Raw genomic sequence first — 14477 nt, 5'->3', positions numbered from 1 at the left:
TACAGTAAGTCATTTTATGCCTGACTTTGTCAAAATTCAAGCGATGAAAATTAGTTAATTTTTTCGTATTCTTAATTAAGTTTTTTAATTACATTAATTCCTATAAAAAGGATTCAATAAAAAAAACACTTGTTTTTACCAAGTGTTTTTTGCGTGAAAATCTTATGTGTTTGTCCGATTTCATTTTGGCTTTCCAGGCACTTCATGATGGTGGCGGCAGCGTGCTTCATATGCTTCGGAAGCCCCCACCAAAATGACCGGATCGTCATAAGAAGCAGGTTTTCCATTGATCAGCCTCTGCGTACGGCTGGCCGGAGATCCGCAGACAGAGCACACCGCTTGCAGCTTCGTCACCGTTTCCGCTAAAGCCATAAGATCTGGCACGACACCGAAAGGCTCGCCCCGGAAGTCCAAATCAAGACCTGCTGCAATCACACGGTAGCCCTGATCAGCCAGAGAAGTTAACGTGCCGACAATCGATTCGTCAAAAAACTGGACTTCATCGACGCCGATGACATCCGTTTCTTTGCTTATGTATTGAAAAATTTCTTCCGGAGATGCGATGGCATGGCAAACAATGGATGTCCCATTATGCGAAACAACCGATTCACTGCTGTAGCGATTATCAATGGCTGGTTTAAACACTTTGACTTCCTGTCTCGCAAACGTTGCCCTTTTGATCCGGCGGATAAGCTCCTCTGACTTGCCCGAAAACATGCTTCCGCATATGAGCTCAAGCCATCCGCTTTGCTTCATGATGTACATCCGACTAACTCCTCTCCAGCGATTATTGCAAGTAAAAAAACAGGCAAGAAAAATCCTGCCTGTTTATCATATCTATTATTACTTAAGACCGTATTTTTTGTTAAAGCGATCAACACGACCATCAGCAGAAGCGAATTTTTGGCGGCCAGTGTAGAACGGATGGCATTCAGAACAAATCTCAACGCGTACCTCTTCTTTTACTGAACCTGTTTCAAATTCGTTTCCACAAGCGCATTTGACTGTTGCTTTTTTGAACTCAGGATGAATTCCTGCTTTCATATCTGTCATCTCCTTCCGCCCTGAATCCAATTCGGAAACAGAGTTATTATTCCGGGACAAAACCTCCGGAACGCACATGATAGAATTATAACAGCGATTCGGACGTTTTGCAAACTAAAGTTTTAAATCAGCGCCTTGCAGCCGACATATTCGCTTGCTTCCATTCCTGGATCAGAATATCGAAAAACTCCTGATTCGTTTTCGTCTTTTTCATTTTTCTCATGAACTTTTCGACGAAATCAGGCGTGTCAGACATCGTTTTCCGGATGGACCACAGACGGTCAAGGTGCTCTTTCGGAACGAGAAGTTCTTCTTTACGCGTACCCGAACGGCGAATATCAATGGCAGGAAAGATTCTTCTTTCCGCAAGAGAACGGTCAAGATGAAGCTCCATGTTCCCTGTCCCTTTAAATTCTTCATAAATGACGTCATCCATCCGCGAGCCCGTGTCGACAAGCGCGGTCGCCAAGATCGTTAAGCTGCCGCCCTCTTCGATGTTGCGGGCTGCTCCAAAGAAACGCTTTGGACGGTGGAAAGCGCCGGGATCGATTCCCCCTGACAACGTTCGGCCGCTCGGTGGAATGACTAGGTTATAAGCGCGGGCAAGCCTTGTAATGCTGTCCATTAAAATGATGACGTCCTTTTTATGTTCGACAAGCCTCATCGCACGTTCCAAAACAAGCTCGGCCACCTTGATGTGGTTTTCAGGCACTTCGTCAAACGTGGAGCTGACGACGTCTCCTGCAACCGAACGTTCGATATCGGTCACTTCCTCAGGCCTTTCATCGATAAGAAGCACGATCAGCTCCGCCTCCGGATGGTTGGTTGTGATGCTGTTCGCGATCTCTTTCAAAAGCATGGTTTTACCTGCTTTAGGCGGAGCGACGATCAGACCGCGCTGTCCAAATCCGACCGGCGCCATCATGTCCATGATCCGTGTTGACAGGTGATTCGGTTTCGTTTCAAGCACCATCTGGCGGTCTGGATAAAGAGGCGTTAACGCTGGAAAGTGCACGCGCTCTTTTGCCGATTCAGGATCGTCGCCGTTAACCGCTTCAACATGCAGAAGGCCGTAATACCGTTCGTTTTCTTTTGGAGGACGGACCTTTCCGGACACTTTGTCACCGTTTCTCAAATCAAAACGGCGGATTTGCGAAGCGGAAATATAGATATCCTCTGAACTAGGGGAGTAATTGATCGGTCTGAGAAAGCCGAACCCTTCAGACTGGATGATTTCCAATACGCCTTCCATGAACAGCAGATCTTCCTGTTCGGCGTTCGCTTTCAGAATGGCAAAAATCAGTTCCTTTTTTGTCAGTTTGCTGTAATAAGAGACTTTATAATGCCTTGCAAGCTCATACAGCTCTTTTAATTTCATATTTTCCAAAGATGAAATGGATACATCTTTCACTAAGAACACCACTCTTTTCTAATCGAATAATTTACTTTGTCTCATCAAATTCATGAAAGACGCTTGATTATACTGCCGATTCGTTTACCGGCAACGCTTCTACCCATATATATCGACGTATTGAAAAGGATTATAAGTATGAGTCGAGAAAGAAGCGAGGACTTAACAAGAGAAGATAATCGCATATCTGATAGATGCGGCAGGATTTTGGCTCTCTAAGAACCAACATGTGCAGAAAATTTCGCAGCACTCTTTAGTTTTACCCCATTTGTCGTACATATTCAACTTCATTTACGATTTGACATGAAATTGATAGAGATGACCCTGTTTTGAAAATGCCTTGACATAAAGAAGAAAAGCCGTTAGCTATTGTATCAGAGTATGAACCTTGATTCAATTCGTGAAGTGAAATACAAGGGAAAAGCGGGTCATCTATATCCCCGCTTTTTCTTATGGCCGGATGACCAGGTTAGGTTTTTTCTTGAGACTGTGTCTTCCGTCCACAAACCGCACCGTACCGGATTTCGCTCTCATGACTATACTGTGGGTCGTTCCAACAGATCCTTTGAATTGCACGCCTTTCAAGAGCTCTCCGTCTGTGACACCGGTTGCAGCAAAAATCGCGTCGTCTCCTTTGACGAGGTCTTCCATGCGGAGCACTTTGCCCGTATCAAGCCCCATCTTTTCACAGCGTCTCAGTTCTTCTTCGTTTTGAGGAAGAAGCTTTCCGTGAATTTCTCCTCCGAGAGCTTTGAGTGCGACAGCAGACAAGACGCCTTCCGGAGCTCCTCCTGAGCCGAATAAAATATCGACGCCTGTATGATCAAAAGCGGTGTTAATGGCACCGGCCACGTCCCCGTCGTTGATCAGCTTGATTCGGGCGCCTGCTTCGCGAAGCTCATGGATGATTTCCTCGTGCCGCGAACGGTTCAAAATCGTGGCTACGACATCTTCTACATCTTTATTTTTTGCTTTTGCCACAGCTTTTAAGTTATCAATCACAGGCGCTTCAATATCGATGCAGCCGACAGCTTCAGGACCTACAGCGATTTTATCCATATACATGTCAGGCGCATTCAGCAAGTTTCCGTGATCAGCCACAGCAATGACTGCGAGTGCGTTCCATCCGCCGCTTGCGACGATGTTCGTCCCTTCGAGAGGATCTACTGCTACGTCTACGCGAGGGCCGTAGCCGTTGCCGAGCTTTTCTCCAATATAAAGCATCGGCGCTTCGTCCATTTCCCCTTCTCCGATTACGACCGTTCCCTTCATAGGAATGGTGTCAAATACATCCCTCATGGCGCTTGTCGCAGCGTCGTCGGCCTCGTCCTTTTTACCTCTACCCATCCAGCGCGCTGACTTAAGCGCAGCCGCTTCTGTCACACGCACCAGTTCCATCGATAAGCTTCTTTCCATTCCTATCTAATCTCCCCTCACCCGTATGAAATCGTTTTATGTTTGATCTATCACAGCATTTGTCCATCAGGAATTTTGCAGCTGTTCAATTTCCTGGTCTGTCAATTTTTCGCGCCAGACAGTGGCCCCAAGCTTTGCCAGCTTTTCTTCAAGCTGGCTGTAGCCTCTGTCAAGGTGCTCCAAACCGGTGATTTCCGTGACTCCTTCCGCCATTAGACCCGCAACAACGAGACACGCTCCCGCCCGCAGATCGCTCGCTTTCACCTTGGCGCCCTGCAGAGGAACGGGACCGGTAATAATCGCCGATCTGCCTTCGACCTTCATCGACGCGCCCATGCGCCTCAGCTCGTCAATATGTTTGAAGCGGGCGGAATAAATGGTGTCAGTGACGACGCTCGTCCCGTTTGCCTTCGTTAAGAGCGATGTCATCGGCTGCTGCAGATCTGTCGGAAAACCGGGGTATACGAGCGTTTTTAAATCGACGGGTTTCAGCTCTTTCTGTCCGCCGACCATTAAAATCTGCTCGCTGCTTTCTTCGATTCGAACTCCCATTTCGCGGAGCTTGGCGATTAACGATTCCAAATGCGTCGGAATCACATTATCAATCAGCACTTCTTGTCCCATGGAAGCAGCTGCGATCATGAAAGTGCCGGCTTCGATCCGGTCCGGAATAATCGAGTGTCTGCACCCGTGAAGCGACTCAACGCCTTCGATGCGAATGACATCCGTACCGGCACCTTTTATTTTTGCTCCCATGCTCGTTAAAAGGGTCGCAACATCGATAATCTCAGGTTCTTTCGCAGCATTTTCAATTACGGTTCTGCCTTTGGCAAGCACGGCGGCAAGCATGATGTTGATCGTTGCTCCAACACTGACGACATCAAGATAAATGCGCGCGCCTTTTAATTCCTCCGCACGCAGATAGATCGCACCCTGTTCGTTCGTCACTTCGGCTCCGAGCGCCTCGAAACCTTTGATATGCTGATCAATCGGTCTCGGACCGAGGTGGCAGCCGCCTGGAAGGCCGATGACCGCTTTCTTAAAGCGTCCGAGCATCGCGCCCATTAAGTAATAAGAAGCCCGAAGCTGTTTCACTTTTCCATTCGGCAAAGGCATGCTGATCATCGGCGCAGGATCAACGACCATTTCTCCCTTTTCAAAGTGAACGTTTCCGCCGATCTCTCTCAGCAGATCGCGCAGCGTCAAAATGTCTGAAATATGGGGAAGGCCTTCAAGCGTAACCGTCGAATCAGCCAAAATCGTCGCGGGTATGAGAGCGACAGCGCTGTTTTTCGCTCCGCTTATATGTACTGTGCCATTGAGAGGATCGCCGCCGGCTATATTTAACTTTTCCATGATCGTCTCCTTCCTTAAAGAAGATAGCTAATGGAGCGCTTCATAATGAGATTTCCTTCAGACTCAAAATAAATGGTTCATTTCAAAATCTATCCAATTAAAAGAGAAAGAATACAACACATTTTAAATTTATCGGGAAGAAAAGTAGCGAAGCAGACTGCGGCAAGGTTCTCTTCTGCAAAACATTCATTTCTCTTTGTAAGACAAAATGGTGACAAACGGAGGGAGCCCCTCCACTTGCCACCCACATGAAGCAATTATTTATTCCAGTCAGCTAAAAACTGTTCAATCCCTTTATCAGTCAGCGGGTGCTTTGTAAGCTGATGAATGACTTTGAGAGGCATCGTACCGATATGCGCTCCCCTTAGCGCGGCTTCAGTCACATGCTGCGCATGGCGGATGGACGCGGCGATGATTTGCGTGTCCAAACCGTGCACATCGAAAATTTGTTTAATTTCACTGATCAAATCGAGGCCGTTGTGGCCGATATCGTCAAGGCGTCCCAGGAACGGGGAAACATACGTAGCTCCTGCTCTTGCGGCAAGAAGCGCCTGGTTTGCGCTGAAGATCAGCGTGACGTTCGTTTTAATCCCGAGATCGGTTAATGCTTTAACAGCTTTCAGGCCGTCAGACGTCATCGGAATTTTCACCGTAATATTCGGCGCGATTTTCGCAAGCTCTTTTCCTTCTTCAATCATCTCTTCAGCCTTCAGAGAAATAACCTCGGCGCTGACTGACCCAGAAACCACTTCGGTAATTTCACGCAGACGGTCATGAAACGAAATGTTTTCTTTTGCTACTAAACTAGGATTTGTCGTAACTCCTGCAAGCACGCCGAGAGCGTGTGCCTCTTTGATTTCGTCTAAATTTGCAGTATCAATAAAAAACAGCATATTGATAAAACCTCCTGTCATGAAAATGTCTGAACTGTGGAACATGTTTGCGCTTTCCGGATGATATGGATAAAACCGCCTGTCGCTATCAGGCGGCTTTTTTGACTGAACGGGAAGCAAAAGAGCCTCATGCCGTCAAAGGCATGTGTTAACAGCACTTCCCTAAAACATCAGAAAAACATCCTGTTCCCCCGGCTTTGCGGGAAAACAGATGCTTTTCCAATCGTCATTATGCTTTGTTTGAAGAACCAAATTCACGCATTTTGCCGATCACTGTTTCTTTGATAGCTTCGCGTGCAGGTCCGAGGTATTTGCGCGGATCATACTCTTCAGGCTTCGCAGCAAGCGTTTCGCGAACAGCTTTCGCAGAAGCGATTTGGTTTTCAGTGTTGACGTTGATTTTTGCCGTACCTAAAGAAATAGCTTTCTTGATGTCGGCAGTCGGAATGCCTGTACCGCCGTGAAGTACGAGCGGAAGACCAGTTGTGTTTCCGATTTGTTCCATTTCTTTGAATCCAAGGTTTGGTTCGCCTTTGTAAGGGCCGTGAACAGAACCTAATGCAGGTGCAAGGCAGTCGATTCCTGTGCGCTCAACAAGTTCTTGACACTCTTTAGGGTCCGCGTAGATGACGCCTTCAGCAATTACGTCGTCTTCCTGTCCGCCTACAGTTCCAAGCTCAGCTTCAACTGATACACCGTGGAAATGAGCAAGCTCAACAACTTTTGAAGTCGTCGCAACGTTCTCCTCGAAAGGATGGTGGGAAGCGTCGATCATAACGGAAGTGAATCCCGCATGAATCGCTTTTGCACAAGATTCAAAGCTTGAGCCGTGGTCTAAATGAATCGCAACAGGTACTGTTACGTTGTATTCTTCCATCAGCGCTTTAACCATTGCCACAACGGTTTTAAATCCGCCCATATAGCGTCCTGCACCTTCTGATACACCGAGGATAACAGGAGATTTCTCTTCTTCAGCGGCTTGTAAAATCGCTTGAGTGAACTCAAGGTTATTTAAGTTAAATTGTCCGACAGCATATCCGTTTTCTTTTGCTTTATTCAACATTTCCGTCATTGATACTAAAGGCATGTCGAAAGTCCTCCTTATGTAGCCTGATTTGCTTTTGCGAAAAAAGCCTCCACACCTACCTAGCATGACCAGAAAAATCCGCCATATGTAAAATGTTTTGGTTTTTTAAAAACGTTAGATAGCTTTTCTCTACTTATATAGAATAACAATTAATCAACAAATCGGCAACATTGTGACTGTGACAACATCAAAAACTTTTCAGCTATCCGTTGGACTTTATAGGCAGATAGGTTTTAACGGCATCGCGAATTTCGTCGATGTCAAAAGGCTTCGCAAAGTGCGTCAGGGCTCCGAGCTCCTTCGATTCCTGGATCATGTCGAGCTCTCCGTAGGCCGTCATAATGATGACCCGGATCCCCTCGTCAATGACCTTCATCCTTTTCAAAATTTCAATTCCGTCCATGCCGGGGATTTTCATATCGAGCAAAACGAGGTCGGGGCGCTGGTTTTTCACAATGTCAAGCGCTTGAATCCCGTTCGCAGCCTGGAAGGTTTTGTATCCTTCTTTATTGAAAACTTCATTCAGCAGAACCCGAATCCCGTACTGGTCGTCTACGATTAAAATCTTCTCATTCATGATTTACACCTCTATATTTATAATTTTCGCCAAAATTAAGCAGTAGTTTATCTATTCTGTTTTGTTTTTCTCTTTTCCTTTAATTAAAATATTTAAGTTTGCGACATATTTAGAGGATTTTTCCCATTATTCTCTTTTGTTATATAATGATAGTCAGTAAAAAAGGAGGAGTCAGCTTGCTTAAAATTTTCACCACTCAATTGACGGGAATCTTCAACCGGATTCAAGAGGGCGAGGCCCAATCGATAGAGGACGGCGCCCGCTTGTTGGCTCAGGCGGTCATCAGTGATCATTCGGTTTATGTATACGGAAAAAATGAATTGGAAGGCATTTTGAAAGAAGCGATGTACAGTTCTGAACCGTTCCCCTCAGTCAAAGTGCTGCCGAAGAACGAAGAAAACTGGCCCGATTTTGAAATGACGGACAAAGTGCTGATGTTCTGCGCCGGTTCAGCGGATGACGAAGAGCTGAAAATGGCGGAAAAACTGTATGAAAGAGGAATCGGACTTGTTGTCGTCTCCCCTTCGGGAAAAGACGGCGCCCCGATCGCATCATTCGCCGATGTCCATATCGATTCAAAGCTGAGAATGCCGCTTCTTCCCGATGAAGACGGAACAAGGTTCGGATTTCCGTCCCTGATGGTCAGCCTCTACATTTATCATGCCCTATCCTTTACATTAAAGGAAATTCTTCAGGAATACCAATAAAACAGGGTTGCCTAAAGGAAATTAATGACGGTGGGGCCGGCCTTAATGAATATAGTACCAGTTCGGGCCGCCATTATCACCAGAAAAATCCAAAAAAGGCCTGCCGGCGTGATGTGCCGGCAGGCCTTTTTCTTTTTTACAGCTTTTCCGAAGTCTTCAGCGAAGCATGTACGAAGTCTCTGAACAGAGCCTGAGGTCTTGTCGGTCTTGACGTGAATTCAGGGTGGAACTGAGACGCGACAAACCATGGATGATCTTTAAGCTCGATAATCTCCACGAGACGGCCGTCAGGGCTTGTCCCGGAAAATACAAATCCGGCTTCTTCCATCTGCTGTCTGAATTCGTTGTTGAATTCATAGCGGTGGCGGTGGCGTTCATAGACCACTTCATTTTCATATGCCTGATACGCTTTCGACCCTTCTTGAAGCTTGCACGGATAAAGTCCGAGACGCAGTGTTCCGCCGAGGTCTTCAATGTCCTTTTGTTCAGGGAGAAGGTCGATAATCGGATACGGTGTGGAAGGATCGATTTCGGCTGAGTGCGCTCCTTCAAGACCGAGCACATTTCTTGCGTATTCAATCGATGCCACCTGCATTCCGAGGCAAATGCCGAAGAACGGAATCTTTTGTTCGCGGGCATATTTGACTGTCGTGATTTTCCCTTCAACACCGCGGTCTCCAAATCCGCCCGGCACAAGAATACCATCCGCATTCTGAACAAGATCGGCAACGTTGTCTTCCGTCACTTCTTCCGCATTGATCCATTTAACCTGAATGTCTGCGTCAAACGCATAACCCGCATGGCGAAGCGATTCCACAACTGAAATGTAGGCATCCGGGAGCTCGACGTATTTACCAACCAAAGCGATTGTCACCGTTTTGGACAGACTTTTTACCTTTTTGACAAGTTCTTTCCATTCTTCCATATCGGCTTCTCTGCAATCCAGCTTCAAGTGGCTGCAGACTAAGCTGTCCAGCCCTTGTTTTTGCAGGTCGAGAGGAATGGAGTAGAGCGTATCCGCATCGCCGGCCTCGATGACGGCTTTAGGATCGATGTCGCAGAACAGCGCGATTTTATCTTTCATGTCCTGAGAAATCGGCATTTCTGTTCTCACGACGATGACATTTGGCTGAATGCCGAGGCTGCGCAGTTCTTTTACGCTGTGCTGAGTCGGCTTTGTTTTCATTTCTCCCGCCGCTTTAAGATATGGAACTAGCGTACAGTGAATGTACATCACATTGTCGCGGCCGACATCGCTCTTGATCTGGCGGATCGCTTCAAGAAACGGCAGCGATTCGATATCACCGACGGTTCCGCCGATTTCGGTGATCACGACATCAGCGCCCGTTTCTTTTCCGGCGCGGAATACGCGGTCTTTAATTTCATTTGTGATATGAGGTATAACCTGTACGGTACCGCCTAAATAATCGCCTCTGCGCTCTTTTTTCAGCACCGTGGAATAGATTTTTCCTGTTGTCACGTTGCTGTATTTATTTAAATTGATGTCGATGAAGCGCTCATAGTGGCCGAGGTCAAGATCCGTTTCCGCACCGTCGTCGGTTACGAACACTTCACCGTGCTGATACGGGCTCATTGTCCCCGGGTCTACGTTGATATACGGGTCAAATTTTTGAATGGTGACATTCAAACCTCTGTTCTTCAGCAGGCGGCCGAGCGAAGACGCCGTAATTCCTTTTCCAAGCGAGGATACAACTCCTCCGGTTACAAAGATATATTTTGTCATTTCTGTACCCCTCTCTTCGATTAACGCTTATTCCTTAAAATGCTCTTTTTATGAAAAATCATTTAGATCTTTTCTAAATGATTTAAATGATAAGGAGGCGGAAAAACAAGAAAGCTCCCTTTCAATTTCTTGAAAGGGAGCTGATAGTCCGTATCACTCGAATCTCTTCGTTTTGAAGAGCCCAAAATACATACTACATAGTTCGCCTGTGAAAGTCAAGATCGATTTAAACATGAATTCCGTTCAGGCGGCAAAATTACTCCTCGTCTTCCTCTTCTTCAAAATCTTCATCATCATCGTCCAGGATCTCGTCTTCAAGATCATCCAGTTCATCATCGTCGGCTTCATCGATTTCTTCGAATTCATCGGCGGCAATGTCCAAGTCGTCTTCGACATCGTCAAGAAGAATATCATCCTCGTCGATTTCTTCGAATTCGTCAAGATCAAGATCTTCTTCAACCACTTTTTTCGCTTTTTTCTTTTTCGCTTTTACAGTCGGTTGTGTTTCTTCATCAAGCTGATCATACGGATACCAGCTGCGCAGGCCCCACGTTTGGTCTGACAGCGCCAAAAAGCGTCCGTCGATATTTAAATCTGTGTAGAACTGGGCGATGCGGTCTTCCAGCTCTTCTTTCCCCATTCCAAGCAAGGAAGCCACTTGATCTGTTAGCTCCTGGAATGTAATCGGTTTTTTGTGTTCCGAAAAAATTTCGTATGCGATTTCAACTAAAGCCATTTCCTTTAGCTGTTCCTCTGAGTATTGTTTCAAACTCATCGCCAGACACTCCCTTTCTATCTTCATGTATGTATCTACTATCTCTGTCATAGAAAATAAGCATGTAATCCCTGTCTTTACGACAAACCATACCTCTCATTATAAACAAAAGAAATCACTTTATGCCACCTTTATTCCCGTTAATTCAATAATTTTTACCTGTTGCATTGGAAATCGGCGGCAAGCGGGATTGAAACATAGAACAGCCGGGAGCGTCCGGCCCCTTGAAAACGAAAAAACTGCGTCGGCGGCCTGTCCGCCGGCAGCAGTCCAAACCGTGCCAGACGGCTGTTTTCCGCCATTATTTCATCAGCATTCTCGAAATGACGAGCTTCTGTATTTCCTGCGTTCCTTCATAGATTTGAGTGATTTTTGCATCGCGCATAAAGCGCTCGACCGGATAATCCTTTGTATAGCCGTATCCGCCGAATATTTGCACGGCCTCCGTCGTCACTTTCATAGCCGTATCCCCTGCATATAGCTTCGACATCGCGGAAGCTTTTCCATAAGGCAGCCCCTCTGATTCCAGCCATGCCGCCTGGTAGGTTAAAAGCCTTGAAGCTTCAATCTCCGTCGCCATATCAGCCAGTTTAAAAGCGATGCCCTGCTGCTCGGCGATCGGCCTGCCGAATTGCTTCCGCTCTTTCGCATACGCCTTCGCCGCCTCAAATGCACCCTGGGCAATCCCGACGGCTTGAGCGGCAATTCCGTTTCTTCCTCCATCAAGCGTCTGCATTGCGATTTTAAAGCCTTCACCTTCCCCGCCAAGGCGGTTTTTTAAAGGCACGCGGCAGTCCTGAAAGATAATTTCGGTTGTCGGCGATGAACGGATGCCCAGCTTCCTTTCTTTTTTTCCGACAGAAAAACCGGGAAAATCCTTTTCAACGATAAAAGCGGTTGTGCCTTTGTGCTTCTGTTCCGGCGCAAGGTTGGCAAACACGATGTAGATGTCTGCAATTCCGCCGTTTGTGATAAAGATCTTCGTTCCATTTAAAATATAATCATCACCATTTCTGACCGCGGTCGTTTTCATGCCGCCGGCATCAGAGCCTGAACCGGGCTCCGTCAATCCGTAGGCGCCTATCTTTTCACCGCGGGCCATCGGCTTTAAGTATTCCTGCTTCTGTTCTTCCGTTCCAAATGCATAAATCGGCCAGCCTGCAAGCGAAGTATGGGCTGACAAGGTGACGCCCGTTGAGGCGCAGACTTTCGAAAGCTCTTCTACTGCGATGACATAGGCGAGGTAGTCACTGCCGATCCCCCCGTATTCCTCAGGCCACGGTATTCCCGTCAACCCCAATTCCGCCATTTTGGAAAACAGTTCCATGTCAAACAGCTCTTCCTCATCCCGCTCCTTTGCAGTCGGCTCCACCTCTTGACGGGCAAAGTCGCGCACCATCTTTTGTATCATTTGGTGCTCTTCACTCAGCTTAAAGATCATTCTTTTCCCCCCTTATAAATGCTTACCGATGACGATCCGCTGGATCTCGCTTGTGCCCTCATAAATTTCACACACTTTCGCATCCCTGAAATATCGTTCAGCGCTGAAATCCTTTGTATATCCAAAATCTCCGAGCAGCTGCACGGCCTCTCCGGCGACATACATTGCCGTTTCCGAAGCGAACAGTTTGGCCATTGAAGCAGCCTTTCCCGTCTGGACGCCTTGTTGTTTCAGCGAAGCGGCCTGATAAACGAGAAGCCTGGCAGCCTCTGTCCTCGCCGCCATGTCGGCCAGCATAAAAGCAAGCCCTTGTCCGTTCTTATACAGCTCTCCGTCCGGATACCGTATTTTTAGAAATTCGATGGCTTCAGAAAGCGCTCCTTCGGCGATGCCCAGAGCCTGCGCCGCAATTCCGATCCGCCCGGTATCCAGATTGGAAAGGGCCATTTTGAATCCTTTACCTTCCTTCCCCAGCAGCTGCCGGGCGGGAATGACAGCGTTATCAAAATTTAAAGTGACCGTCAGCGAACCGTGAAGCCCCATTTTCTCTTCATTTTTCCCAATAAAAAAGCCCGGCGTGCCCTTCTCCACGATAAAAGCCGAAATGCCCTCCGTTCCCGCTTTCGGATCGGTTGAAGCAAAAACAAGATAAATGTCGGCGGCTCCGCCGTTTGTGATAAAAACTTTCGTACCGTTGAGCACATAGGTATCGCCGCGCTTTTCGGCCCTGGTTTTTAGACTGCCCGCATCGGAACCGGCACTCGGTTCGGTTAAACAAAAGGCTCCCAAGTACTGCCCTGCTGCCAGCTTTTTAACATAATGTTCTTTTTGCCGCTCATTTCCGTATAAAAGAATGGGAATGGTGACAATTGACGTGTGTACAGATAGAACCGCGCCAAGAACGGCGCTTTTCTTTGACAGCTCATGGATGATCATTATATAGGTGATAAAGTCATGACCGGCCCCGCTGTACTTAGCCGGAATCGGAAGCCCCATCCAGCCGCGCTCCGCCATTTTCTTCAAAAGAGAGGTTGGAAAACGCCCTTTCTCCATTTCAGGTACAAAAGGAGCGACCTCCTGTTTAACAAATTGCCTGACAATCTTCTGCATGCGGGTCTGCTCTTCTGTAAACTGAAAATTCAAGGTCACCCCTCCTTATGTCGGCTGCTTTTCGTACGTATAAAACCCTCTGCCCGTTTTCTTTCCGAGACGTCCTGCGCTGACATATTGTTTAAGGAGCGGACAAGGCCGGTATTTATCATCGCCAAAACCTTCATGCAACGTCTCCATAATATACAGACACGTATCCAGACCAATCAGGTCAGCGAGAGCCAGCGGGCCCATCGGATGGTTCATGCCAAGCTTCATGATTCCGTCTATGCTTTCTTTCTCGGCGACGCCTTCATAAAGCGCAAAAACCGCCTCGTTAATCATCGGCATTAAAATGCGGTTGGAGATAAATCCCGGAAAATCCCGCACCTCGATCGGAACCTTGTTCATCCGCTCCGCCGCAGCCACGACGGTTTCATATGTTTCGCCGCTCGTCTCAAGCCCCCTGATGACCTCGACAAGCTGCATGACCGGAACCGGGTTCATAAAATGCATGCCGATGACATTTTGAGGTTTTTTCGTGACGGAAGCGAGTTCCGTAATCGACAATGACGATGTATTTGATGCCAATAGGGCTGAGTCTTCGGTCACTTCATCAAGCCGTTTGAAAATCTCTTTTTTTACATCCATTTGCTCAACAGCCGCTTCAATGATGAGAAAAGCTTCCCGCGCATCGTCGAGCGAAGCCGAAGGAGAAAGACGCTGGTAGATTTGCTGTACGTCTCCATGCGGAAGCTTGCCTTTTTCCGCCTGTCTGACTAGCTGGCCGGAAATGCGCTTCATTCCCTTTTCAATTTGGTCAGGTGATACGTCGTACATGTAAACATTGTATCCGGCCTGGGCAGAGACCTGGGCGATCCCGGCCCCCATCTGGCCGGCTCCGATGACCATGATCGTGTCTTTTTTCATTTAAACT

At 47.3% G+C, this 14477-nt stretch carries 15 protein-coding genes; 1 reads left to right on the top strand and 14 read right to left on the bottom strand.

Translation table 11 applies throughout. From position 1 onward, the window contains the following. Nucleotides 1-180: 180 nt before the first annotated feature. The 8 genes from M1E06_RS01965 to M1E06_RS01930 all read right to left on the bottom strand — a co-directional run bounded on the left by M1E06_RS01965 (nucleotide 181) and on the right by M1E06_RS01930 (nucleotide 7787). The gene (locus M1E06_RS01965; protein ID WP_020453284.1) at nucleotides 181-765 is read right to left on the bottom strand and encodes a thymidine kinase; all 585 of its coding nucleotides are present in this window, start codon (nucleotides 763-765) and stop codon (nucleotides 181-183) included. A 78-nt stretch (nucleotides 766-843) separates the two neighbouring features. Further along, nucleotides 844-1044 carry a 50S ribosomal protein L31 gene (gene rpmE, locus M1E06_RS01960; RefSeq protein ID WP_003186051.1) on the bottom strand — a complete coding sequence of 67 codons (201 nt, stop codon included), beginning with the start codon at nucleotides 1042-1044 and terminating at the stop codon, nucleotides 844-846. A 127-nt stretch (nucleotides 1045-1171) separates the two neighbouring features. Continuing rightward, nucleotides 1172-2455 (bottom strand): transcription termination factor Rho, encoded by a 1284-nt coding sequence (gene rho / locus M1E06_RS01955; RefSeq protein WP_003186053.1) that lies wholly within the window; start codon nucleotides 2453-2455, stop codon nucleotides 1172-1174. A gap of 450 nt (nucleotides 2456-2905) precedes the next feature. Further along, on the bottom strand, nucleotides 2906-3871 hold the full coding sequence (gene glpX, locus M1E06_RS01950; protein ID WP_023857065.1) for a class II fructose-bisphosphatase: 966 nt from the start codon (nucleotides 3869-3871) through the stop codon (nucleotides 2906-2908). A gap of 66 nt (nucleotides 3872-3937) precedes the next feature. Continuing rightward, nucleotides 3938-5227 (bottom strand): UDP-N-acetylglucosamine 1-carboxyvinyltransferase, encoded by a 1290-nt coding sequence (locus tag M1E06_RS01945; protein ID WP_023857064.1) that lies wholly within the window; start codon nucleotides 5225-5227, stop codon nucleotides 3938-3940. Between the two features lie 257 nt (nucleotides 5228-5484). Continuing rightward, nucleotides 5485-6120: a fructose-6-phosphate aldolase gene (gene fsa / locus M1E06_RS01940; protein WP_020453287.1), complete on the bottom strand. Its 636-nt coding sequence runs from the start codon at nucleotides 6118-6120 to the stop codon at nucleotides 5485-5487. Between the two features lie 229 nt (nucleotides 6121-6349). Then, nucleotides 6350-7207, bottom strand: a complete 858-nt coding sequence (locus M1E06_RS01935) for a class II fructose-bisphosphate aldolase (protein WP_216904191.1) — start codon at nucleotides 7205-7207, stop codon at nucleotides 6350-6352. A gap of 202 nt (nucleotides 7208-7409) precedes the next feature. Then, nucleotides 7410-7787 carry a response regulator gene (locus M1E06_RS01930; protein WP_094777382.1) on the bottom strand — a complete coding sequence of 126 codons (378 nt, stop codon included), beginning with the start codon at nucleotides 7785-7787 and terminating at the stop codon, nucleotides 7410-7412. A gap of 173 nt (nucleotides 7788-7960) precedes the next feature. Between M1E06_RS01930 and M1E06_RS01925 the strand changes: the two genes are divergently transcribed. Further along, nucleotides 7961-8491 carry a DUF2529 domain-containing protein gene (locus M1E06_RS01925; protein ID WP_023857063.1) on the top strand — a complete coding sequence of 177 codons (531 nt, stop codon included), beginning with the start codon at nucleotides 7961-7963 and terminating at the stop codon, nucleotides 8489-8491. 136 nt (nucleotides 8492-8627) lie between these two features. Here M1E06_RS01925 and M1E06_RS01920 read toward each other — a convergent pair whose 3' ends face one another. From M1E06_RS01920 to M1E06_RS01895, 6 genes are all read right to left on the bottom strand, one after another. After that, on the bottom strand, nucleotides 8628-10235 hold the full coding sequence (locus M1E06_RS01920) for a CTP synthase (protein ID WP_020453291.1): 1608 nt from the start codon (nucleotides 10233-10235) through the stop codon (nucleotides 8628-8630). Between the two features lie 256 nt (nucleotides 10236-10491). Next, nucleotides 10492-11010 (bottom strand): DNA-directed RNA polymerase subunit delta, encoded by a 519-nt coding sequence (gene rpoE, locus M1E06_RS01915; protein ID WP_023857062.1) that lies wholly within the window; start codon nucleotides 11008-11010, stop codon nucleotides 10492-10494. Nucleotides 11011-11165: 155 nt separating this feature from the next. After that, nucleotides 11166-11312: a hypothetical protein gene (locus M1E06_RS01910; RefSeq protein ID WP_164468295.1), complete on the bottom strand. Its 147-nt coding sequence runs from the start codon at nucleotides 11310-11312 to the stop codon at nucleotides 11166-11168. Further along, nucleotides 11312-12451, bottom strand: coding sequence for an acyl-CoA dehydrogenase (locus M1E06_RS01905; RefSeq protein WP_023857060.1), 1140 nt, complete (start codon nucleotides 12449-12451; stop codon nucleotides 11312-11314). Before M1E06_RS01905 ends, M1E06_RS01910 begins: the two co-directional genes overlap by 1 nt. Before the next feature lie 12 nt (nucleotides 12452-12463). Then, entirely contained in the window at nucleotides 12464-13594 is a 1131-nt protein-coding gene (locus M1E06_RS01900; RefSeq protein ID WP_023857059.1) for an acyl-CoA dehydrogenase family protein, read from the bottom strand. Between the two features lie 12 nt (nucleotides 13595-13606). Next, complete coding sequence (locus M1E06_RS01895) at nucleotides 13607-14470, bottom strand: 3-hydroxybutyryl-CoA dehydrogenase (protein WP_023857058.1); 864 nt, start codon at nucleotides 14468-14470, stop codon at nucleotides 13607-13609. Nucleotides 14471-14477 lie beyond the last annotated feature (7 nt).

The organism is Bacillus sp. AK124 (assembly GCF_053903085.1).
The sequence above is the reverse complement of the archived record's forward strand: the minus strand, read 5'-3'. Positions and strand labels throughout refer to the sequence as shown.